Genomic DNA, 21,730 nt, shown 5'->3' on the forward strand with positions numbered 1-21,730 from the left:
TTTTTTTATGCTCGTGGGATTGGAAAAGAAAGCACTTCGTCAATGCAGCTTGCCTCGAGAGCCAGCATCAGTAAACGATCAATACCGAGCGCAACGCCCGCGCAGGCTGGTAGCCCCGCCTGCAGCGCAGATAGAAAATGTTGATCCAAAGGTATAGAGGGTTTACCGATTTTAAGACGCTTTTCATTGTCCCCTTCAAATCGCTCTTTTTGAACATGGATGTCGGTTAACTCGTCAAAGCCATTCGCCAGTTCAATGCCTTTGTAATATACCTCAAAGCGCTCAGCAGTGCGTGGGTCATCTTCGGTCAACCTAGCCAATGCGGCTTGAGACGACGGGAAATGCGTAACCACACAGGGTACTTCGCGACCAATTACGGGCTCAATAACCCAGCTGAAGATCATTTGCAGCAAGTCATCGTGACTCAGCTTATTTTCGTCATCATAAAGCGGAATGTTATTCGCCACACAATAGCGAGCCAGGCCGTCTTTTTTGACGGAAAGTGGGTCCAAGCCAGTATGCGTTAAGAATGCCTGTTGATAGGTTATTTGTTTAGGCTCAGAGCAATGCAATGTAGTCATGAGCAAGGCCTTAACCTCATCGATTAACATTGGCATAGTAAACCCTACTCGATACCATTCAAGCAGTGTAAATTCAGGATTGTGCAAACGCCCGGCACCTTCATGACGAAACGCGGGCGTAATCTGGTATATGCAGCCACTGCCGGCGGCCAAAAGACGCTTCATGGCATACTCGGGTGAAGTCTGCAGATAGAGTTTTTGTTGATTGTGACTACCGTGTTCAAACGCAACAGTGAAGTTATCCAAATGTACGTCAGTGACACCTGAATTGGACAATCGCGGGGTGTCGACTTCAAGCACGTTACGCTCGGAAAAAAAGTCTCTGATAGCGGTCAGTAGTGCTGCCCGCTTGCGCAGATTGTCAAGCGGGGCTGTGGGTTGCCACATGGCTTATTTTTGAGCGCGAGACACGTATTCGCCGCTTCGGGTATCGACTTTGATCACTTCGCCCGTTTGTACAAACAGCGGTACACGTACTACAGCACCTGTGCTCAACGTTGCTGGCTTACCGCCGGTTCCTGCCGTATCACCTTTAAGACCAGGGTCAGTTTCAGTAATTTCTAACTCTACAAAGTTAGGCGGCGTCACAGCAATGGGAGAGCCATTCCACAGCGTGATGGTGCACACATCGTTTTCAACTAACCACTTAAGGTTGTCTCCAACGGCTTTTTCATCAGCGGCGATTTGTTCGAATGTATCGTTATTCATAAAGTGATAGAATTCACCATCGGTATACAAATAGGCGAGTTCAGTGTCCATTACATCGGCCGCTTCAAACGATTCGCCTGATTTGAAGGTTTTTTCCAAAACCTTGCCGGAAATGAGTTTGCGGATCTTGACGCGGTTAAACGCTTGCCCCTTACCAGGCTTGACATATTCATTTTCAAGAATAGTACAAGGCTCGCCGTCGAGCATGAGTTTCAAACCGCCTTTAAATTCGTTAGTGCTTACAGTAGCCATAGTGCCTCAAAAGAATAAGGTTATTAACAAAATTGGCGCAAATCATACCGAAAAATCACGTACAAGTAGAGCCTGAGTGGCAAAAAGAATTAGCGCAAGTCTTTACCGACCTTCATCAGCTACTAGCTCACCTTGAAATTGATGATGACAGACTAGCGCAACACGCTAAAGCACGTCGGCTGTTTCCCATGCGTGTACCGCGTCCATTTGCGCAAAAAATGCAAAAGGGCAATATTAATGATCCCTTGTTAAGGCAGGTAATGCCATTATCTGACGAGTTCGAAATACAAGACGGGTTTAGTGCTGACCCATTGCAAGAGCATGACACTGCATCAAAGGGACTTCTGCACAAATATCAAAGTCGCGTATTACTCATTGTGCGGGGAGGCTGCGCGGTAAACTGCCGGTATTGCTTCAGGCGACACTTCCCCTATCAGGATAATGCGCTTAGGCGAGCCGATTGGGCCCCAACCCTGGATTATATCCGAGAGCATACTGAGCTGGACGAAGTCATCTTATCTGGTGGCGATCCTCTCATGGCTAAAGATGAGTTTTTAGGTTGGCTTGGTGCACAAATTGCAGAGATTGACCATATCCGACGCCTTCGCATTCACACGCGCTTACCCGTTGTGATCCCGCAGCGCGTCAATTCGGATTTTATTCATTGGTTTAGTCATTTGCCTTTACAAAAAGTCATGGTTTTACATATTAATCATGCAAACGAAATTGATGATGCATTGAAAAAACGTTGTCAGCAAATGCGCGAGGCAGGGATCACCTTACTGAACCAGGCCGTATTATTGCGAGGCGTTAATGACACCCTGGACGCTCAAGTTGAACTGAATGAAACTTTGTTCGAATGTGGTGTGCTGCCTTATTACTTGCACTTGCTAGATAAGGTTCAAGGTGCAGGGCATTTTTTGGTGCAAGATGATGATGCAAGGCAATTGATGAAACAAGTCATCAAGCGCCTGCCGGGCTTTTTAGTACCAAAACTCGTCAGAGAAATTGGCGGCCAGCCTGGCAAAACGCCTGTTGACTTACGGATCATCGACACTTAAGCATAGGTATCTATGTTGGCGCCCTTTGCTAAGTCTGATGAAGCCGTTTTTGGTACGTCAGCGGCTGATTCCAGCAACTGAAGCGTCGCTTGTCCCTCTTGCTGCTGCTGATTTTTAGCAAGCTTCAGAGAGGCCAACTCAAGCGACGCACCGGATGTTCCATTGTTTTGGATATCCATACCGAGTCCTTATTTCATTAACTTGAAAGAAATAGTTGTTTACAGGCAAAATAACCTGCTTCTGTCTATATCGGCAGTTCATTGAGTAACTTTAAGAGAAATTATGCACGCTATCCAAGAACAAATAAAAGCTACCCTACAAGACATCTACAGAAAAGCTGTTGACGCTGATGCAAAACTCGATGCTTTGCAAAGCCAGCAACAAGGAAAATTCAAGGCCATTTTTGAACAGCAGGCCGGATTTACTACCTCAGCGAAGCGCTTTTTGCCCTACGTTGAAGAACTAACCAATGACTTTGAAGCGCTTTCAACATCAGACGAACAAGCGTTTAAGGCGGATTTATCCAAGTTGGTGAACAAAATGGAAGTGATGTTGCGCACACTCACGACATTTAAGTCGGTTTAATAAGCGCTATACCGAAAAAATCACTATTGTTGGTATCGCTTTCGCCCACTTTGCGCGTTAAGCTCATATCAATCACGCTAAATAGAATTATCCAACTATGACTTTTTTTCTACGTTGTTTTTGCTTCATCACGCTTTTCACTGGCACATTGACTGCGCAGGCTACTTCTTCTGAATATTCGGGAAAGACGCCCCTGGCTTACCTAGAAGCAGTCGCCCTTCCCGAAAAAGGTATTGGTGCTCGGGAAGCAGGCAGTGAAAAAGAACGGAAAACTGCACAATTCATTCAGGACAGTTTCGAACAAATGGGGCTTGATGTCAGTATCCACGCATTTAAACATGCCCAATTAAACAACAAAGACAGTTTTATCACTTCCAGCAATGTCATCGCTGAAATCAAGGGCGATTCTGACAAGGTTATCGTGCTTGGTGCCCATTACGACTCTACTGCGAAGACGCTTGGCTCTCATGGTGCTGTGGACAATGGTTCAGGTATCGCCGTGTTGCTCAGCGTAGCCGAGCAGTTGAGTACGATAAAGACGCTGCCCTATACCGTACGCTTTTTGGCTTTTGGTGCCGAAGAGATCGGTTTAGTTGGGGTAAACAAATACGTTAGTAAGCTCAATGAGCAGCCTGGTGAAATTGAAAAAATCCTTGGCATGATAAATTTAGACACGGTTGCTGGAGGCGACGTGCTCTATATACACAGTGCACATAGCACGCCTTATCGTCGCTGTGCTGACAAAGCGCGCTATTCATTTGACACTATGATGCGGGACGCACTTCTGGCGGCCTCAAAAGACAGCTTTGATGAAACAGCTCACCAAATCCACCCGCCCTTTCCAGGATTTCCTGCTGGCGAGACGGGTGGATGGTCAGATCACGCCCCGTTTGCCTGCAGTGGTATTCCCGTTGCGCAACTGGAAGCAACCAATTTTTCAATAAATGGAAAGGACGGTTTCGACGGTTATTCGCAGACTACCAACCCCGCTCTTTGGGACTGTTTTGACACGGCAACCATGACTGCTTGCGACAGAGAAAAAGAGACGAAATGGGGCCATATTTGGCACAAAGAATTTGATCAGCTTCCCTTTTTACAAACCCAGTTTCCTGGCCGTTTAGAACAGCAGCTGAACGCCAACACTAAAGTGTTAGTAAACTTTTTTAGAAACCCAGACAAATACTTCGCGAATTAAGTATTCGGCGTGTTCTCACTCCCTTGGATTACCGCGATTGCGTTTTCAGCAATCGCGCACATCAGCGCAGAGGAATTGGGTAAGACACGCCTGTGCTATGTCTTTAAACCGTTAACCACAGTACTCATCACTGCATTTTTTTGCTGGCATGTTGAGAATTGGTCGGTTGTGAGTTACTTGGTGTTAGCAGCACTGCTGCTTTCACTGTGTGGTGATATTTTTTTAATGCTGCCGTCAGATAAGTTTTTACCGGGGCTGACGAGTTTTTTACTTGCTCACCTGGTTTACGTGGGGGTTTTCTCTTTGCTCATCACTGACTTTAGTATCACTGTCTTTCCTTTTTTAGCGTTTCTTTATGCCACCATTTTGCTCTTTAAGCTTTGGCCTTCTCTTGGCGAAATGCGTATTGCCGTTATGCTATACAGCAGCGTTATTATGCTTATGCTGATGGCTGCTATTCAGTTGTGGGTTGGCGCGAGCAACCTATCAAGCCTGTTGGTTTTGGTGGGCGCAATGAGTTTCGCGTTCTCTGATTCAATAATTGCCATTAAACGATTTATTGGTGCTAAGGCATGGCACGAACCCGTATTGCTCGCAACCTATTATGTTGCCCAGTTATTGATTGCGGTGGGCATGTTATTGCAAGTTAATTTGCCTTAGCACTTACGCTGATATAAATAGGTAAAGCATCAATGCGTGCCTGTATTTTAGCCACTTCATCTGAGTAGGCGTTACTGTCTACGCTACCGAATTTTTCAGTAAATGCCTGTTTAGAGTAACCTTCCTGAAGCCCGGATATAGACGGAAAAAACAAGTCTTCTGTCACGGCTTGCTTCATGTGCTGTTGAAATGCCCATGCCCTATTAACATCAACAGCTTCGACCGCAAATCGAACCCCGGCTCGGTCTGCCGCCAAGTCTACAAAACTGTAGCCGGAGCCACCTTCCGCTCTGTCCATGAGTTCTTTGAACTCTCCAATTGCCAGTGAAACACCTTGTTTAGACAGTAACTTTAATGCAGCAGAAATAATAAAGTGCCGTGTAAGGTCTACCCGGCCGGCCAATGTGGGCCAGTGATTAGGTGACAGAGGCTTGTCTTTATTGGGTTGAATATCACCAATAAAATTTCCTATGCGATAATGCCCTGCAAAAACAGCTAAACTCAGAATAGCCGCTTTATTATGTATGGCTGCATTTTGTGGCGAGCTGCGCTGTGCTGCCACCTCAAAGACGCGTTGTAAGTAGTCGGACAATGAACGGGCTTTTACCCCTCTCTCTTTCTCGAACGCTTCCAGCACTCTCAAATACATGGCGGTTTGCTCTGCCAACAAGGTATCTTCTGGTGAAGATGAGCCTGTATCCATCTTTCGCAATTCAGCGAGTAAAGGCGCAAGCGGCTTCAAGCCAACATTGATTTCGCCAACCTCTAGGTCCACTCGCTGCACACTGCTCATCAGTTCGCTTCCCGCTTTGCTGTTTGTATACAGATTTACGCCTTGCTCAAAGAAAAATAAGGCTGCGGAACCCGGTAGAGTTAAATTGCCTATCGTCACTTGATCTACGGTCAGCCCCTCTCCTTCTTTTAGCCATATTTCTACATTGATGAAGTGCGAATTGGCGTCGTTCCCCAAGGCAAGGCTACCTCGCAAAATGGACAACTCGGACGTGGTATTTACGTCTCCATTGACGTCGAGTCTTGCCCTGCGCAATGCACCCTGAAGACTCTCTAACTGCAAATCTGTTACTTTAATGCGTGATGGATAGTCTCTGTTTGAGATACTGTCCTGAACTTGTTTTAGCAGGCTGTCGACGACCTCTGCATTATCCAATTGCTGAGCGGTATTACTCATTACCCGAGGAGCGTCTTCAAAAACAAGTAACGCAACACTTCCCATGCCAACAAAAGCCAGCAGTACTAAGACTGCCATTACTTTGACAAAACGAATCATTCAGCTTTATCGCTATATTAATTGCTGAGCACCGCATGGCTCCACGCTGACAACGAGGAGTATCGCGCTCTTGCTACACTAAAATCCTGTGAAGAAGATAAACCGGTTGGCACAACATCGCAAGGCAGACCAGCAGAAACTGCTGCCTGTAGTCCGGGCTGCGTGTCCTCAACAGCACAAGCGGTTGTGGGATCAACATTTAACTTTGCGATTGCTGCAAGGTAACAATCTGGTGCAGGCTTACTGTGGACAACGTCTTCTGCTGCAATGATTAACCGTATTTTGTCTGTCCAACCATACGTCTCAAGAGTACGCCTCGCAGCAAAACCACTTCCTCCTGTGACAATCGCCATAGGTATACGCAAGTTAGCGCATTGATCAATGACCTCTTTCGCACCCGGCATGAGCGGAAGAGCACCTTGAGCGAGGAACGCCTTTAAACGGGCGAGTTTTTCTTCTTCCAGATAGTCTGCTGATACACTCATATTAAAATGTCTAACTGCATCAATAGCATTTTGACGCAATGGAATACCCGCCATCATCTCTGCATAAAGCCGCGATGTAAGTTCACAGTCATGCTCTTCGAGCAGGGAGCGCCAAATAGAAAAATGTACGCCCTCAGAGTCTACTAGTGTGCCGTCGTGGTCGAAAAAAATTGCGCTGGGTAATCTCATTTTGTATTTACCTGGTTCTTAAGATGAACAACTGTAGTGAGAAATACCACCAGCATAGAGAAATTCGTTGGGCCTTTTGCAATAAAACTTACTTTCAACATCGGCTGACTGCTCGTCGTAGGGATGATTCAATACCTGCTGTAATTCTTCAATCAATGTAAAGTTCCCTGACGCGGCCTGCTGATAAGCTGGAACGATTAACCATTCTCGCCAAGTATACTTTGGATTTACCTTTTTCATACGTTCACTAAGATGGCCATTATTTTGATTTTTCTTCAGTTCAACATGCCAACTTTCAAGCCACTGGTTCCACTGTTCAAGAATGCTCGAGTCAGGCATTGCATAAAAGCTTTTCTCAAGTGGAGCCAACTCAGTGGGCACGTTAGACAACTCTCGGAAGAAAATAGTGTAGTCAACCGATGTTTTCACCATGAGTCGCAAAAGCTGCATGACCAAATCGGAATGATAAGTATCCAGCCCTAATTTCGCCGCCCACATATTGGCCATTTTTGTGTCCATATACTCGCTAAAGCCAAGCCTGATTTGTGATAATTGGTCTAAAGCTTGCTGATTGTTATTCATTAAATGGCTAACGGCTGAGCAAAACATACCGAAGTTTTTTTCCGCTGCAACGGGTTGGTTTAAAAAAGCAAAGTGGCGTCCACCACCGGTCCACGGCTGATAGACAGGATCAAACATTTCACAAAAGCCAAAAGGACCATAATCCAAGGTAAAACCACCACCGGCACAATTGTCAGCATTAAAATTGCCCTGACAAAAGCCAACACGAACCCAGTCTGCGACTAACGAAGTAAGCCTATCTCTGAATGCAGCAGCCAGCTGTAATACTTGTTCTTGCAGGGGCTGTTGTCGGTCAATGACAGTGGCATACTCTCTTTCGATCAAATGCTTAACGATCATCTCTAATTCATGACGTGCCTCAGGATATTCATTTTTCCGGGTCCGCCTACCAAACAACTCAAGTTGACCAACGCGCAAAAAAGAGGGAGCCACACGGGTGGTAATGGCAACAGGATTAGATACCATGATCTCGGGATCGGCAGACTGTGATCCCTCAAAATACCAGGGTCTCTCTACCGTTTCTGTCTTTGAAACATACAAGCTTAACGAGCGGGAGGTGGGTACATGCAAAGCATGCATATGTTCTTGGGCCAAGAATTCTCGCACGCTTGAGCGCAGCACAGCCCGACCGTCAGCGCCCCTGCAATAAGGAGTACGACCTGCGCCTTTAAGTTGCATCTCCCAACGCTGATTATTCAAAACAGCTTCCAACACAGAAATCGCTCTACCGTCGCCATAACCATTGCCCGTTCTAAATGGGCATTGCTCTGTGTATTCTGTACCATAGATGGATAATGCATAGCCTGTAGCCCAGCCATATTGCTTCATTGATGCTGGTACATTTGACACATCACCGGAAAAGAACTGGGTAAACGCGTCTGTCTGAACAAGACGCTCATCAAAACCCAACTCATTGAACAAAGTGGCACTGTGTGCAACATAAACGGGTTGATTCAGTGGTGTTGGTTTTACAGGGACATAATGGCCAGAGAACACCTGACGAGGATAATAGTCATCGCCGCTTTCTGTTGACTCTGGATCGGCATTAAGGGTGTTAAGCAGCGAATAGTCTGCGTGTGCTGCCAGCTCGCCAAAATCGGTGATTAGCGGTGTGTGGGTTGCTGGTTTTGCATTGGCCATGAAAATAAAACCTTTTTTGGTAGCATCTTAACAAAAAATACGGTTGTGCAGCTGCTAAAGGTCAGAACGATGGCGAGTTATTTTGTATGATTTTGAACGATAAGGCGAGCGATCAGTTGCATAAAAGGGCTGCCCGTAACAGCCCCAATTCATTTTTTAGGCATGGGAGCCTACAGTCTGTGAAGCAGTGCTTGTCTTGCTAGATTCTCCTGACAACTTGTTGGCAATTAGGTTATCTACGGCCACACTGCCGCTTCCCTGAAAAGTTAGTGCCACAGACGCGGCAAACAATGCCAGTGCAAATTCATAGCCATTGTTTGACATGAACAATCCGTTTTGAAAATGTACCGCAAATATCGCCACTAGCATGGTAAACGCAGAAACCAAAGCAGCGGGTCGAACGAACGCCCCTATTATCAATGCGATACCACCAAAGAACTCAGCACTTCCAGCTAAAAGCGCCATCAAAAAGCCAGGCTCAAGGCCGATACTTGCCATCCACTGCCCTGTTCCCTCCAAACCGTAGCCACCGAACCAGCCAAACAGCTTTTGTGCGCCGTGCGCGGCCAAAATAATACCCAGTGGAATACGTAAGGCTAATGCACCATGGCCACCTGTGGTTGAAAATAGTTTTTGTAGAAATTGCTTGTTCATTGTCTCTCTCCAATAAAATTCAGGTCATATTGATTATTCAGCGCCTTTGAACTTGCCAATCAAAGGATGAGTTAATAGTAGAGACAAACTTGATATTGATTAAGATCGAATTTATTGTTTAATTATAAATAAAATATTGATAATTAACATGGACAGACTCGACACCATCAACGCATTCGTGCAAGTAGCAACCTTGGGCTCATTTGTAGCGGCAGCAGACAGGCTTGATATATCGCCACAGCTGGTGAGCAAATATGTCGCACAACTCGAAGCGCGCATAGGCGGGCGATTACTCAACCGAACCACAAGGAAGGTGAGTTTGACAGAGGGCGGGGAACGATACCTAGTCAGAGCACAACAAATACTTGCTGATTTTTATGATATGGAAAATGAAATGGGGCAGCTCCAATCTCAAGCAACAGGGAGATTGAGGATCAATGCGCCAGTATCATTTGCAGAGCGTCACTTGGCCTCCTTACTGTCAGATTTCCAGTGCGCCAATCCTCAGGTTGAAATCGACTTGCAGCTCAATGACCGGCGTATCGATATCGTAGATGAAGGATTTGATATTGCACTACGCATCGGGCATTTACAGGATACCTCTTACATTGCCAAACGACTCACTCCGATAAAAATGGTCCTCTGTGCATCGCCGGATTATATCGCGAAACACGGTATGCCAGATAACCTGGACGCGTTGAAATCGCATCATTACCTTCACTATAGTCATGAGACTTCACCGCCAACAGCCCTTGCGGCATGGATAGACCTCGCGCGTAAAAATGGTAAGCAGAGCTTTGTGTGCAACAATGGTGACGTGCTCACTGCCATGGCAATTCGCGGGGCAGGTATTGCTATTCAACCCACTTTTATTTGTGCCAATGCGTTAGCACGGGGTGATCTAGTATCGGTACTCCCCGATCATGCTCCCCCTACCATGTGGCTCTATGCTATTTATGCACACAGGCAACTGCTGGCAAGTAAAGTTCGACATTTCATCGATTTTGCAAGTGACTACTATGGCGACAACCCTTATTGGGACGCGTGCAAAAACAGTTTAGGCGATTAACTTTTACGGCTTAATTGATAAAACTGATTTTAATAATCGTAATATCTCATTATCACCTTTTAGATCCGGCTGCTACGTTTTAACAGTTAGTTAACTTAAGTAACAAAGTCGGTTACTTGAACCCGAAACCGAACCTTGATCAAAAGGGGACACCATGCAAACAATAACTAAGTTCAGTAAAAGCCTCATTGCAGGTGCTGTACTTCTAATGATAAACAGCCCTGTGACGAGTCAAGAAATGTCTAAACCACAGGGAGCGATGGGCAAAGGCAGTGTCCAAGCAGGACAGGCTAAGCCTAATACTTTCTGGTGGCCAGACCAACTCGACCTTTCACCCTTGCGCGACCATGACAATCGTTCCAACCCATTTGGAGAAGACTTTGACTATGCCAAGGAATTCAACAAGCTTGACCTAGCCCAAGTCAAAAAGGATATCGATAGCGTTCTCACCGATTCACAAGACTGGTGGCCAGCCGACTTTGGCAACTACGGCCCCTTCTTTATCCGTATGTCATGGCACAGTGCAGGCACATACAGAACACTCGATGGCCGAGGTGGTGGTGACGGCGGTCAAATGCGTTTTGACCCACTCAATAGCTGGCCAGATAACGGTAACCTAGACAAAGCTCGCCGATTGTTGTGGCCTATTAAACAGAAATATGGCAAGGGTTTGTCTTGGGCTGACCTTATGATACTCGCGGGTAATGTTGCGCTTGAAAACATGGGTTTTCAGACTTTCGGTTTTGCAGGCGGACGCAACGATGATTGGGAGCCGGACTTGGTTTATTGGGGACCAGAGGTGGCTATGCTGGCCAGTGACCGTGAGGATGCAGACGGTAAACTACAGCGTCCATTAGGGGCCACGCACATGGGTTTGATTTATGTAAATCCTGAAGGTCCAAGAGGTGTCCCTGACCCCGCAGGCTCAGCCAAAAACATTCGCCTAGCTTTTGGCCGCATGGCAATGAATGATGAAGAAACCGTAGCCCTTATTGCGGGCGGTCATACCTTTGGTAAAATGCATGGTGCCCATAAGCCTGGTGATTGTGTAGGCGCAGAGCCAGGTGCAGCAGGTATCGAAGAACAGGGTCTGGGCTGGAAAAACAAGTGCGGTAAGGGCCATTCGGAAGACACTGTCACCAGTGGGTTAGAAGGTGCCTGGACACAGGCTCCAACCAAGTGGACGTCACTCTACCTGTCTAACCTGCTTAACTTTGAGTGGAAGCAAACTCGCAGTCCTGCTGGCGCAATTCAGTGGATCCCAACTGACGAATCATTGCACAAGTCAGTACCTGATGCTCACGTAGACGGGAAGTTTAATCCGCCCGTAATGACTACAGCAGACCTGGCGCTGAAAGCCGACCCAGCCTACAAGGCAATTGCTGAGCGATTCCTTGCTAACCCAGAAGAATACCGCCTAGCATTTGCAAAAGCTTGGTTTAAGCTCACCCACCGTGATATGGGCCCAAGAGCCAACTATCTGGGTAAAGAGGTACCGGAGGAGGTGCTGATTTGGCAAGACCCTATCCCCGAGAACACGGCAAAACCACTAAGTGGTGGTGAGGTTAAAAAGCTGAAAAAAGCGATCCTGGATACGGGTCTCACAACTGCGGAGTTAGTGCAAACCGCTTGGGCGTCTGCATCTACGTTCCGCGCTGGTGACATGCGTGGTGGCGCAAATGGCGCACGCATTGCTCTTGCACCACAAAACAGTTGGGACGTTAACAATCCCGATCAACTTAACAAGGTGCTGGGCAAGCTGAAAGACGTGCAACGTAGCTTCAATTCAGGCAAGAAATCCGTATCTTTGGCTGACCTCATCGTACTGGGCGGCGCTGCTGCCATCGAACAGGCTGCGAAGAAAGGGGGTGTAGACATTACTGTGCCTTTTGTTTCTGGTCGTGGCGATGCTAAGCAAGAGCATACTGATGTGGTTTCATTTGACTTACTCAAACCAACCGCTGACGCGTTCAGAAATTACTACGACGAGACGAATAGCTACCGTCCACCAACAGAGATGCTAGTGGACAAAGCTGATCAACTGAATCTGACAGTACCTGAACTAACTGCACTCATAGGTGGTATGCGAGTACTGGGTGGCAACTGGGATGGCAGCAGTCATGGCGTCTTTACCGACAACCCTGGTACGCTAAATAACCATTTCTTTGTTAACCTGCTCGACATGGCAACGCAATGGCGAAAGGCAGATACAGCCGGTCTTTATGAGGGCTTTGATCGCAAAACAGGTGAAGTGAAATATACTGCGACACCAGTAGATCTCATCTTTGGCTCTAATTCTGAATTGAGAGCTATCGCAGAGGTCTATGCTTTCGACAATGCAAATGAACACTTCGTTAACGACTTTGTCGATGCTTGGGTAAAAGTGATGCAGCTGGACAGATTCGATCTGTAAACAAATCAACCAGCATGTAACGGGGCGCTTTCATAGGCGCCCCGTTTTTTATGTATTGCGTAAACGCTTTTTCAAACGTCTAACGTGCTTTTTAAAATCGCTTTCATCTAGCTCATTGATAGTGCTAAATAACACCTTCGCTTCCTGAAATTGTTCGAGTTCCAACAACAATTCCGTCAAACGAATTTTCGCCCATGACAGGCTTGGCAGATTAAATACCTGTTCAGCTTGTTGATAAGCCATAATGTAAGCTCTCAACGAAGCAACGCCCTCTTCTAAGTGAGTTTTGCTCTCGACGGCTACCCAACCAATGCGATAGTGGGCAAAGAGCTTTGTTTGTTGCCATTCAGCGTAACGGGTTTTTATCTGGTCATCAGCATGCTCATTTGGCGCTGCAAGTTCTGCACTCGCCGCAAGGCGATATGCTTCAATCGCTTTACCAAAGTTTTCTTCACTAACGTATCTATGCCCTAACTGCATATTGGCTCTCAGGGCACTATTGGGCTGCTGACTCAACGCCACCAGAATTGCCTTTGCGCCTTCAGTGTTCTCTTCTGATAATAAATAACGCGCTTGTGCAAGTTCGCCCTCAATGACGTCAACCGCTTTAATGCGTTGGACTAGTCGACGCGCTTCTTCCTTATCACCACCCGCAATAGAAGGTGCTGCTAAGTGAAAGCTGAACAACGCGTTTAATGCTGCAGGGTTAGTGTTATCCAATTCCACCGCCTTAATTAGACTGCCTTTTGCTTTCTTAGCGTAACCCAACGCGCTAAAAATACTGTCCGAGGCTTGCGCTCCCATTACACTGGCATACGTTAAATGAGACCGAAAATCGTCTTGATAAGCGGATTTCATTGACTCTGCACTTTCTTCAGCATCATCCAAATCTATCTTCAATTGCGCGTTAATTAGAAGCCGATAGTCGTTCAAACTTTTGTCTGGTTTAGATAACAGAATGTCTATTACTGCCTGGTACTTTTCCTGCTTAAATAATTGCATTGCTGAATTTGGTTCACTGGCCTTTGCGGGCGTAGCAATGGCTATGACGATAAACAACAATACTTGTACACATCTCTTCATGTTTTTCTTCCTGAAATTTCCATGCTGTATCTAACAACGAAAACAGGGATTAGTTCGTCTAAAGATGTAAAAAAGTGTTTAAAGTGCCGTGATATCAACGGCGTTACTTGTCCAGATTACCGCATGCCAGGGACATATCAGCTTATATTTTCAGGAAAAGGTCGCAACAGGAATACCAAATGCATTACATTAACGTTTTATTCACAATCAGACGAAAGGTGTCATGTCGCACTATCAAACTGCAGCCAGAGACAGAGTCCCTTTAGGACAAAAAGCCGCTTACGGAACGGGCACATTTGTACTTAATTTACTGCCCTCCTCGCTCGCGATATTTGCATTTTTTCTGATCACAGGTTTTGGTGTCGACCCTGTTTTAGCCGGCCTTTTAACCGGCTTGCCACGTATTTTCGACGCATTAACCGACCCCATAATGGGGTTTATTACCGACAACACAAAGTCCCGGTGGGGACGCCGCCGCCCCTATATTGTCATTGGGGCTATTTTAAGCGGATGCTTTTTTGCACTACTTTGGCAACTCAACCCCGACTGGTCACAAGACTATACCTTTTGGTATTTTTTGCTGTTTTCACTTGCCTTCACCATAGGCAATACCATGTATGCCACCCCATTTGTGGGCTTGGGATACGAAATTACCTCTGACTATAATGAGCGCACACGATTGATGGCCTTCTCCCAGTTTATGGGCCAGATCGCCTGGATGATCGTGCCTTGGTTCTGGGTGTTAATCGCCGACCCAGACTTGTTTTCGACGCAGGCAGAAGGGGTGCAGACTTTGTCGCTCTACGTCGCCGGTGGTTGTATTCTTGCGGGCTTAATACCCGGGCTTTTTTGCAAAGGTATAGACAGCGAAAAAATCGAAAACCGTGCAGAAATTTCGTTCCGCACTATTTGGCAAAACCTCAAAGGCGTGGTCGCCAATATCATTCAAACCTTTCAAAACGCGGCTTTTGTTAAATTGTGTGCCGCCACATTTTTAGTCTTCAATGGTTTCCAGCTGGTGTCTTCTTTCAGCTATTTCATTATTGTTTTTCACATGTTTGACGGTGATTATGGTGCCGCGGGCACTTGGCCTGCTTGGTTTGCTACCATGAGTGCCGTTATGACTGCACTGTTTGTTATTCCCATCGTAAACTGGATGTCGGGGAAATGGGGTAAACGCAATGCGTTCATCATTTCAACCATACTGTCTATTTTTGGTTATGGACTAAAGTGGTTCGGCTTTAACCCTGAAAACCCCTGGCTCGTCTTTATGCCTATTCCGCTTATGTCGTTTGGGATAGGCGGATTATTTACACTTATGCTGAGCATGACAGCCGATGTGTGCGACCTAGATGAGTTGAAAAATGGTATGCCTCGGAAAGAAGGCACTTTCGGTGCAATTTATTGGCTAATGGTAAAGCTGGGCATGGCCCTCGCCATGATCTTGGGTGGCGTTGTGCTTAAATTTGTGGGTTTCGATGCTGGATTGGCAACACAAACTGCGGATACCATGACCAAATTGCGGATAGCCGATATTGTGATACCTGCAAGCACCGCCTTCTTCGCCATATTAGTTATGCGAAGTTACGACCTCACAGAGCAAACTGCTCATGATATAAAGGCAGAACTGGTTAAGCGTCGCGGCGATATTTAAGGTATCAGGTTAAACGACTTCAGCAAGGTTACCTTTACTTTCGAGCCATTGCTTTCTGTCACCGCTACGCTTTTTCGCCAAAAGCATATCCATGATTTCAAGCATATCCTGAGCGTCGTCGATGGTTAACTGCACCAGCCTGCGGGTGTTAGGATCCATCGTGGTTTCGCGCAGTTGCAGAGGGTTCATTTCACCCAAACCTTTGAATCGCTGTACGTTCACCTTACCGCGCTTTTTCTCTGCTTCGATGCGATCGAGAATACCTTGTTTTTCTCCTTCATCCAGGGCGTAAAATACTTCTTTACCTACATCGATCCTGAACAGAGGTGGCATGGCAACAAACACATGCCCATTCTCAACCAGCGTACGGAAATGTTTCACAAACAAGGCACACAACAAAGTGGCAATGTGTAATCCGTCGGAATCTGCATCGGCAAGGATACAAATTTTGCCATAGCGCAAGCCGGTTAGATCACTAGAGTCAGGGTCGATGCCCAAGGCAACTGAAATATCATGGATCTCTTGTGACGCAAGCACCTGTGACGAATCCACTTCCCAACTATTCAGAATCTTGCCGCGAAGTGGCATGATAGCTTGAAAATCGCGGTCACGCGCCTGTTTGGCTGAACCACCCGCTGAATCACCCTCCACTAAAAAAAGTTCTGACTGGCTAAGATCCTGTGATGCACAGTCTGCCAGCTTTCCTGGCAAAGCTGGCCCCTGAGTCACTTTTTTACGAGCCACTTTTTTATTCTGACGCAGCCGACGCTGCGCATTGGCAATACACATTTCCGCCAACGCTTCAGCAACATCAGTATGCTGATTCAGCCATAAGCTAAACGCATCTTTGACAACGCCGGATACAAATGCCGCGGCTTGTCGAGATGACAAACGCTCTTTGGTTTGCCCGGCAAATTGCGGATCCTGCATTTTCGTAGATAGAATGTATGCACAACGGTCCCAAATATCATCGGGACCCAACTTAACGCCTCGAGGCAACAAGTTTCTAAATTCGCAAAATTCGCGCATGGACTCCAGCAACCCCTGCCGCAAACCATTTACATGGGTTCCACCCTGAGCAGTGGGAATAAGGTTGACATAACTTTCGGTCACCAGTTCGCCGCCTTCGGGCAACCAGATAACGGCCCAGTCTGCCGCTTCCTCGTTACCGGCAAACGCGCCCACAAAGGGCGTATCGTCGGGAACCGTAATAAATTCTTTTACCGACTGGTGCAAGTAGTCTTTGAGCCCGTCTTCGTAGTACCACTCGGTTGAATCTTTGGCGATTTTGTTGTCAAAACGAATTCGCAGACCAGGGCACAAAACGGCCTTTGCACGCAATATATGCATTAATCGTGAAACAGAAAACTTTGCAGAATCAAAATATTGTGGGTCGGGCCAAAAACGTACTGTCGTACCGGTATTTCGTTTACCGCAGGTGTCCACCACCGTTAAATCTGAAGCTTTGTCACCATCGGCAAAGGCAATATTGTACACATTGCCGTCGCGACGAATATTCACCTCAACGCGATTAGAAAGTGCATTCACTACGGATATACCTACACCGTGTAAACCGCCTGAAAAGGTGTAATTCTTATTGGAGAACTTACCACCAGCATGCAGCTTAGTCATAATCAGCTCCACACCGCTTATTCCTTCTTCAGGGTGTATATCTACCGGCATTCCCCGCCCGTCATCAACCACTTCGAGCGACTGGTCTTCATGCAAGATCACTTTGATATTTTTTGCGTGGCCGGCCAGCGCTTCGTCCACACTGTTATCGATCACTTCCTGACTAAGGTGATTAGGTCGGGTTGTATCCGTATACATGCCCGGACGGCGTTTAACCGGTTCTAGACCATTTAAGACTTCAATCGCTTCGGCATTATACTGGGTAGACATATATTCTCTTTGCGCAGGTTTTTATTCTTGCTTTGTAAAACTGATGTTAGCGCGCCCGTTGACCGCGCGCAATGCTCGAGAGACTTAGTCCAACAAAAACTTTGCAATAGCCGGCAAGTGGTCTTTAAACCCGACAAAACTATGGTCTCCCCCTTGCTCAATGACCAAGTCAGCCCCCAGATATTTTGCTTCTGCCTCACGGTAATCCAGGGTTTCATCAGCGGTCTGAAGCAACACTTTATAGTCCGTCGGACGGCGTAAAGTGGGTGTATCAAAAGTGCGGATCAGCGCCATATCTGATGCTTCGATGGTAAATGCAGCCTGAGTGTAGGGGTTCACATGGGTGCCCAGATAGTCCATTAACAGCTCAAAGGGCCTTACAGCAGGGTTAATGCACACGGCTTTTCCCCCGCAAGTTTCCACAAGCCAGGTGGCAAGGAACCCGCCCATTGAGCTGCCAATCACCTTTACCCCATCGCCTAATGCCAGTTTTTCTTGTGTAATGAGTTGTTCCAAAGTACCTCTGAGCAAACTGGGCTGATTTGGCAGCTCAGGAATGACTACGCGACACTCAGGGTGATGTTCGGCAAAATAAGCTCGAGTGAGCTGCGCTTTTTCAGATTGTGGAGAGCTTAAAAATCCGTGTAAATAAATAATGGTTGTCATACTGAAATCCTGACAGTTTCGGTGGTAATTTTACCAGTATCGTTAATAGTAATGAGGCCCATTCCTGGTCCCAGATTCGACGTGCCGAAGTTGGCTGACAACGTGAATTGCCAACACGTGGAAGGCACACCTAACACAGGGCGCTGTGCAATTTGAGTACTTGTTTCAGCGTGCAGATGGCCATGAACAATAAGTTTAATCCTAGGCTGCAAGGCCAACCAGGGTGGGAAGACGTCACTGTTTATCACCTGATGTTTTTGCATCCATCCTTGCAAAGGGTATGGAGGGTGATGCAGCGCTAAAATAGCGGGCTTACTGGTTTGCGCTAATGACTTTGAGAGCGTAACCAGCTGGGATGGGTAAAGCTTACCGCTGGCCCCTCGCCAGCGCGTATCCAGCCCACCAATGACGCAATGCTCATGCTCCCAAAGCTGGCTCGCATTAAGCCCTTTGTGACCCAATACCGTCATGAAATGTGCATTATTGTCATGGTTTCCCGGTAACACACGCCAAGGTACATTCGGGCAATAATCAGTTATCAGTTGATTGATGTGTTGATAACTTTGCTCGCTATTGTCACCGCTAATATCGCCCGTTATCAATAGGGCGTCTGGTGAAAGCTTGGCCGCAGCTACCAATACGTCACGCAGACTGGCGTACGGTTTTACTTCATAGGCCTCATCATCTTTATCGGCAAAAAGATGACAGTCACTTATTTGAATTATCCGCATTGCATTACCCGTGGCTTTTTGAACTTCGCTCTACGCCATTGGGCTTTCAGACATTTTATCTCTGTGTTTTAAGCAGTAAACCAACCATTCAGCCAAAAAACTGTTTACCCGCTCTTTTTCATCTCTGTGCCGCATGTCAGGATTGGGGTAGTCGTATGAAGGGGCGATCGCTCCAGCATGCTGACTGCTGGTTACTTCAGCCATGTTAGCATCGTGATAAAGTCTCACTTCCATAACGGGATGCAAATAAGCCGGACCGTCTCCTAATTGCTCCATTTTTACCGTGCTTGTGTAGGGTGCCGATTCCAAAATAGTAATGGCGTACTCAGTGCCCGCTTTCACAACGAACCGATAGGATAAATCATCGGTGTCACAATCAGGCAGCAAGGTCATCAGCCGCGCATAGTTGGCCGAACAAACTGCTTGTAGTGATGCTAACTGAGGTACGTACTTCTTCACAGGTTATTTCTCGCTGCCGTTCCACTTAGTCAATAAGATATTTTTGTTCATAAAAAACCATTGTAGCGCAATAATCGCTGCGGCGTTGTCGATTATGCCTTCTTCAAGCCAGACTTTCGCTTGTTGTTCGCTCACTCTATGCACTAGGATATCTTCAGACTCACTATCCAATCCATGCACACCGCTGGCTTGCGCAGCATTCACTTTGGCCATAAAAATATGGATGCGCTCCGTGGTCCCCCCTGGGCTAGCCAGGTAACTACAGGCTTTGTGCAGATTGGTGATGTGTAGCCCAGCTTCTTCTTCGGCCTCGCGTATACAAACCCCTTCCTCAGTTTCCCCTTCATCAATCACACCCGCAATCACTTCAATCAGCCAAGGGGTTGATGAAGTTTCTATCGCGCCAACGCGAAACTGTTCTATGAGTACAAACTCGCCAGTATTTGGATCATAAGGCAATACTGCCACCGCATGCCCCCGTTCAAATATCTCCCGCTGCACACTGTCGCTCCAGCCTCCCTCGTACAAGCGATGCTTTACTTGATAACGCACCATTTTGAAAAACCCCTGATACAGCGACTCGGTCTGTTCAATGACGACATCTTGATGGGTAAACTTTTGTGGTAATACGGGCATTTCGGGTTCCTTTTTTCGCACTGGTCGCAAGCATTGTGTGATCTACCGTAGGCACGATCACATATTCTGTTACACTTGTGTAGTCTGGTTAACATTATTTAACTTGTTCTATGTACGTTGATTTTTATAGTCTTCGACTCAACATAGATAAAATCCCGCTTCCTATTGGCGACAACGGACTCACTTACAGTAATAAGGCGCCCAAATGAAAAAGACACTGATATCCATGATGGTTGGTTTTACCCTTACCGGCACAGCATGGGCTGACAACTTAACGCAAGTATATGAATTGGCATTGAGTAATGACCCTGTTGTGAACAGAGCCAAAGCCGACCGAGACTCTGCGTTTGAAGGTATCTCGCTGAGTAGAGCGAGTCTATTGCCCTCTATCTCAGGTTCCATTGGCTATTCAATGTCAACATCTGACCAGACTGATTTCACTGCAACAGACACAGGCTTGAACATTGCGGTATTTGAGAGCGATGTCGATCAAAAATCAATGACGCTTGACTTAGGGTTGTCGCTTTATGACCACAGCAACTGGGTCAACTTACGCCGAGCAGAGAAAGTCGCACAACAGAGTGATAGCCGCTACGGTGCGGCGCTGCAGGAATTGATTGTTCGCGTGGTGAACGCTTACCTTGACGTGCTGCGCGCCAAAGACCAGGTAGAATTCGTACGCGCTGAAAAGCGCGCTATTGAACGTCAATTGGAGCAAACAAAACAGCGCTTTGAAGTAGGCTTAACGGCACGTACCGATGTCCATGAAGCACAAGCCAATTTCGACAATACCCTGGCCCAGGAAATTCTTGCCGAAAACAATGTTGAAGTGGCTCTCGAAGCTCTTCGCGTTATTACAGGCAAATATCACTCTGACCTGGATGTATTGAATACAGAGCGCTTTACTGCGACACCGCCTCAACCTGCTCAAGTGGACGACTGGTTGAATATTGCTCAGGAAAGAAATCTTGAACTGTTGGTTCAGCGATTAGCGAAAGATATCGCCAAGGATGATATTGAAGCGACAAGAGCAGGCCACTACCCGACATTGTCGTTAAACGGCCGCTTCAACCGCAATAAACGCGATATCGACAGCCAAGGTACAACCACGAATTTGCCGTCCCTAGATACCAAAACGTTGGGAATTACACTAAACGTTCCTATCTATTCAGGCGGTAGTGTCACTTCTCGTACTGATCAAGCGCGATTTGCTTACGTGTCTGCTTCCGAGCAAATGGAGCAAACCTATCGTCAAACCGTTCAGCGCGTGCGCAGCTCGTACAACGATATCAAAGCTGCTATTTCACGTATACGCGCACTTGAGCAAGCGGTAGTGTCTGCTGAAAGCGCACTGGCAGCAACAGAAACCGGATTTGATGTAGGTACACGTACCATTGTTGACGTGTTAAACAGCACGCGAAACTTGTTTGACGCACGACGCAACCTGGCAGGCGCGCGCTATGACTTCATTGAGTCAGTAATTAGCTTAAAACGCGCTGCAGGGAACTTAACCAAACAAGACTTAGAACGAATCAACAAAGGACTGTCTCCGCAACAGTCCTAATTCTGCTGCGGCATGCCCTTTATCTTCGCGGAAGGTTTTGGGTATGTCGCTTTACCCCCCGAACACGCAGATAAAACTTTTCCGCTTTCACATACCCTTACAAAACGACACTTTTACTTCTTGCACTCAGTAGGGACTTTAGCCAGAATCCCTGCGATTTTTAACTTTTACAT

Annotated in this window: 21 protein-coding genes; 8 read left to right on the top strand and 13 right to left on the bottom strand. The window is 46.8% G+C overall.

What is annotated here, in order from left to right; translation table 11 throughout:
• Window positions 1–5: 5 nt before the first annotated feature.
• Together epmA and efp are read right to left on the bottom strand one after the other, a co-directional pair.
• Window positions 6–968, bottom strand: coding sequence for an elongation factor P--(R)-beta-lysine ligase (gene epmA, locus DRW07_RS14435; RefSeq protein WP_124028634.1), 963 nt, complete (start codon window positions 966–968; stop codon window positions 6–8).
• Window positions 969–971: 3 nt separating this feature from the next.
• Window positions 972–1,541 carry an elongation factor P gene (efp, locus tag DRW07_RS14440; RefSeq protein ID WP_124028635.1) on the bottom strand — a complete coding sequence of 190 codons (570 nt, stop codon included), beginning with the start codon at window positions 1,539–1,541 and terminating at the stop codon, window positions 972–974.
• 32 nt (window positions 1,542–1,573) lie between these two features.
• Here efp and epmB point away from each other — a divergent pair, with 32 nt between their 5' ends.
• On the top strand, window positions 1,574–2,602 hold the full coding sequence (gene epmB, locus DRW07_RS14445; protein WP_124028636.1) for an EF-P beta-lysylation protein EpmB: 1,029 nt from the start codon (window positions 1,574–1,576) through the stop codon (window positions 2,600–2,602).
• Here epmB and DRW07_RS14450 read toward each other — a convergent pair.
• Window positions 2,599–2,781, bottom strand: coding sequence for a hypothetical protein (locus tag DRW07_RS14450; RefSeq protein ID WP_124028637.1), 183 nt, complete (start codon window positions 2,779–2,781; stop codon window positions 2,599–2,601). The genes epmB and DRW07_RS14450 overlap by 4 nt on opposite strands.
• Window positions 2,782–2,884: 103 nt before the next feature.
• On the opposite strand from DRW07_RS14450, the gene DRW07_RS14455 reads away from it, so the two are divergent.
• The 3 genes from DRW07_RS14455 to DRW07_RS14465 all read left to right on the top strand — a co-directional run bounded on the left by DRW07_RS14455 (window position 2,885) and on the right by DRW07_RS14465 (window position 5,042).
• Complete coding sequence (locus tag DRW07_RS14455) at window positions 2,885–3,187, top strand: hypothetical protein (RefSeq protein WP_124028638.1); 303 nt, start codon at window positions 2,885–2,887, stop codon at window positions 3,185–3,187.
• Window positions 3,188–3,284: 97 nt separating this feature from the next.
• Window positions 3,285–4,382, top strand: coding sequence for a M28 family metallopeptidase (locus tag DRW07_RS14460; protein WP_124028639.1), 1,098 nt, complete (start codon window positions 3,285–3,287; stop codon window positions 4,380–4,382).
• A gap of 9 nt (window positions 4,383–4,391) precedes the next feature.
• A complete protein-coding gene (locus DRW07_RS14465) occupies window positions 4,392–5,042 on the top strand; it encodes a lysoplasmalogenase (protein WP_124028640.1) in 651 nt (216 codons plus the stop codon).
• Here the strand turns inward: DRW07_RS14465 and DRW07_RS14470 are convergent.
• The 4 genes from DRW07_RS14470 to DRW07_RS14485 form a co-directional block, all read right to left on the bottom strand.
• Window positions 5,029–6,330 carry a YfiM family lipoprotein gene (locus tag DRW07_RS14470; RefSeq protein WP_124028641.1) on the bottom strand — a complete coding sequence of 434 codons (1,302 nt, stop codon included), beginning with the start codon at window positions 6,328–6,330 and terminating at the stop codon, window positions 5,029–5,031. The genes DRW07_RS14465 and DRW07_RS14470 overlap by 14 nt on opposite strands.
• 17 nt (window positions 6,331–6,347) lie before the next feature.
• Window positions 6,348–7,004 (bottom strand): HAD family hydrolase, encoded by a 657-nt coding sequence (locus DRW07_RS14475; protein WP_124028642.1) that lies wholly within the window; start codon window positions 7,002–7,004, stop codon window positions 6,348–6,350.
• A gap of 18 nt (window positions 7,005–7,022) precedes the next feature.
• Window positions 7,023–8,726: a protein adenylyltransferase SelO gene (locus tag DRW07_RS14480; protein WP_124028643.1), complete on the bottom strand. Its 1,704-nt coding sequence runs from the start codon at window positions 8,724–8,726 to the stop codon at window positions 7,023–7,025.
• A gap of 156 nt (window positions 8,727–8,882) precedes the next feature.
• Entirely contained in the window at window positions 8,883–9,380 is a 498-nt protein-coding gene (locus DRW07_RS14485) for a DoxX family protein (protein WP_124028644.1), read from the bottom strand.
• 148 nt (window positions 9,381–9,528) lie between these two features.
• On the opposite strand from DRW07_RS14485, the gene DRW07_RS14490 reads away from it, so the two are divergent.
• Window positions 9,529–10,449 (top strand): LysR family transcriptional regulator, encoded by a 921-nt coding sequence (locus DRW07_RS14490; protein ID WP_124028645.1) that lies wholly within the window; start codon window positions 9,529–9,531, stop codon window positions 10,447–10,449.
• A gap of 208 nt (window positions 10,450–10,657) precedes the next feature.
• Window positions 10,658–12,862, top strand: a complete 2,205-nt coding sequence (gene katG / locus DRW07_RS14495) for a catalase/peroxidase HPI (RefSeq protein WP_377923165.1) — start codon at window positions 10,658–10,660, stop codon at window positions 12,860–12,862.
• Between the two features lie 48 nt (window positions 12,863–12,910).
• On the opposite strand, the gene DRW07_RS14500 is transcribed toward katG, so the two are convergent.
• Window positions 12,911–13,945 (bottom strand): tetratricopeptide repeat protein, encoded by a 1,035-nt coding sequence (locus tag DRW07_RS14500; RefSeq protein WP_124028647.1) that lies wholly within the window; start codon window positions 13,943–13,945, stop codon window positions 12,911–12,913.
• A gap of 223 nt (window positions 13,946–14,168) precedes the next feature.
• Here DRW07_RS14500 and DRW07_RS14505 point away from each other — a divergent pair, with 223 nt between their 5' ends.
• A complete protein-coding gene (locus tag DRW07_RS14505) occupies window positions 14,169–15,599 on the top strand; it encodes an MFS transporter (protein ID WP_124028648.1) in 1,431 nt (476 codons plus the stop codon).
• Window positions 15,600–15,608: 9 nt separating this feature from the next.
• Here the strand turns inward: DRW07_RS14505 and parE are convergent, their stop codons facing one another.
• From parE to nudF, 5 genes are all read right to left on the bottom strand, one after another.
• Entirely contained in the window at window positions 15,609–17,501 is a 1,893-nt protein-coding gene (parE, locus tag DRW07_RS14510) for a DNA topoisomerase IV subunit B (protein WP_124028649.1), read from the bottom strand.
• 84 nt (window positions 17,502–17,585) lie between these two features.
• Window positions 17,586–18,167, bottom strand: coding sequence for a YqiA/YcfP family alpha/beta fold hydrolase (locus DRW07_RS14515; RefSeq protein WP_124028650.1), 582 nt, complete (start codon window positions 18,165–18,167; stop codon window positions 17,586–17,588).
• A complete protein-coding gene (locus DRW07_RS14520; protein WP_124028651.1) occupies window positions 18,164–18,898 on the bottom strand; it encodes a metallophosphoesterase family protein in 735 nt (244 codons plus the stop codon). The genes DRW07_RS14515 and DRW07_RS14520 overlap by 4 nt, the downstream gene beginning before the upstream one ends.
• Before the next feature lie 30 nt (window positions 18,899–18,928).
• A complete protein-coding gene (locus DRW07_RS18380) occupies window positions 18,929–19,357 on the bottom strand; it encodes a DUF1249 domain-containing protein (protein WP_240630646.1) in 429 nt (142 codons plus the stop codon).
• A 3-nt stretch (window positions 19,358–19,360) separates the two neighbouring features.
• Window positions 19,361–19,993, bottom strand: a complete 633-nt coding sequence (gene nudF, locus DRW07_RS18385; protein ID WP_205665404.1) for an ADP-ribose diphosphatase — start codon at window positions 19,991–19,993, stop codon at window positions 19,361–19,363.
• A gap of 205 nt (window positions 19,994–20,198) precedes the next feature.
• Here nudF and tolC point away from each other — a divergent pair, with 205 nt between their 5' ends.
• On the top strand, window positions 20,199–21,557 hold the full coding sequence (tolC, locus tag DRW07_RS14530) for an outer membrane channel protein TolC (RefSeq protein WP_124028652.1): 1,359 nt from the start codon (window positions 20,199–20,201) through the stop codon (window positions 21,555–21,557).
• Window positions 21,558–21,730 lie beyond the last annotated feature (173 nt).

This window comes from Paralteromonas sediminis (assembly GCF_003820355.1).
In the GTDB taxonomy this organism is placed as follows: domain Bacteria; phylum Pseudomonadota; class Gammaproteobacteria; order Enterobacterales; family Alteromonadaceae; genus Alteromonas_F; species Alteromonas_F sediminis.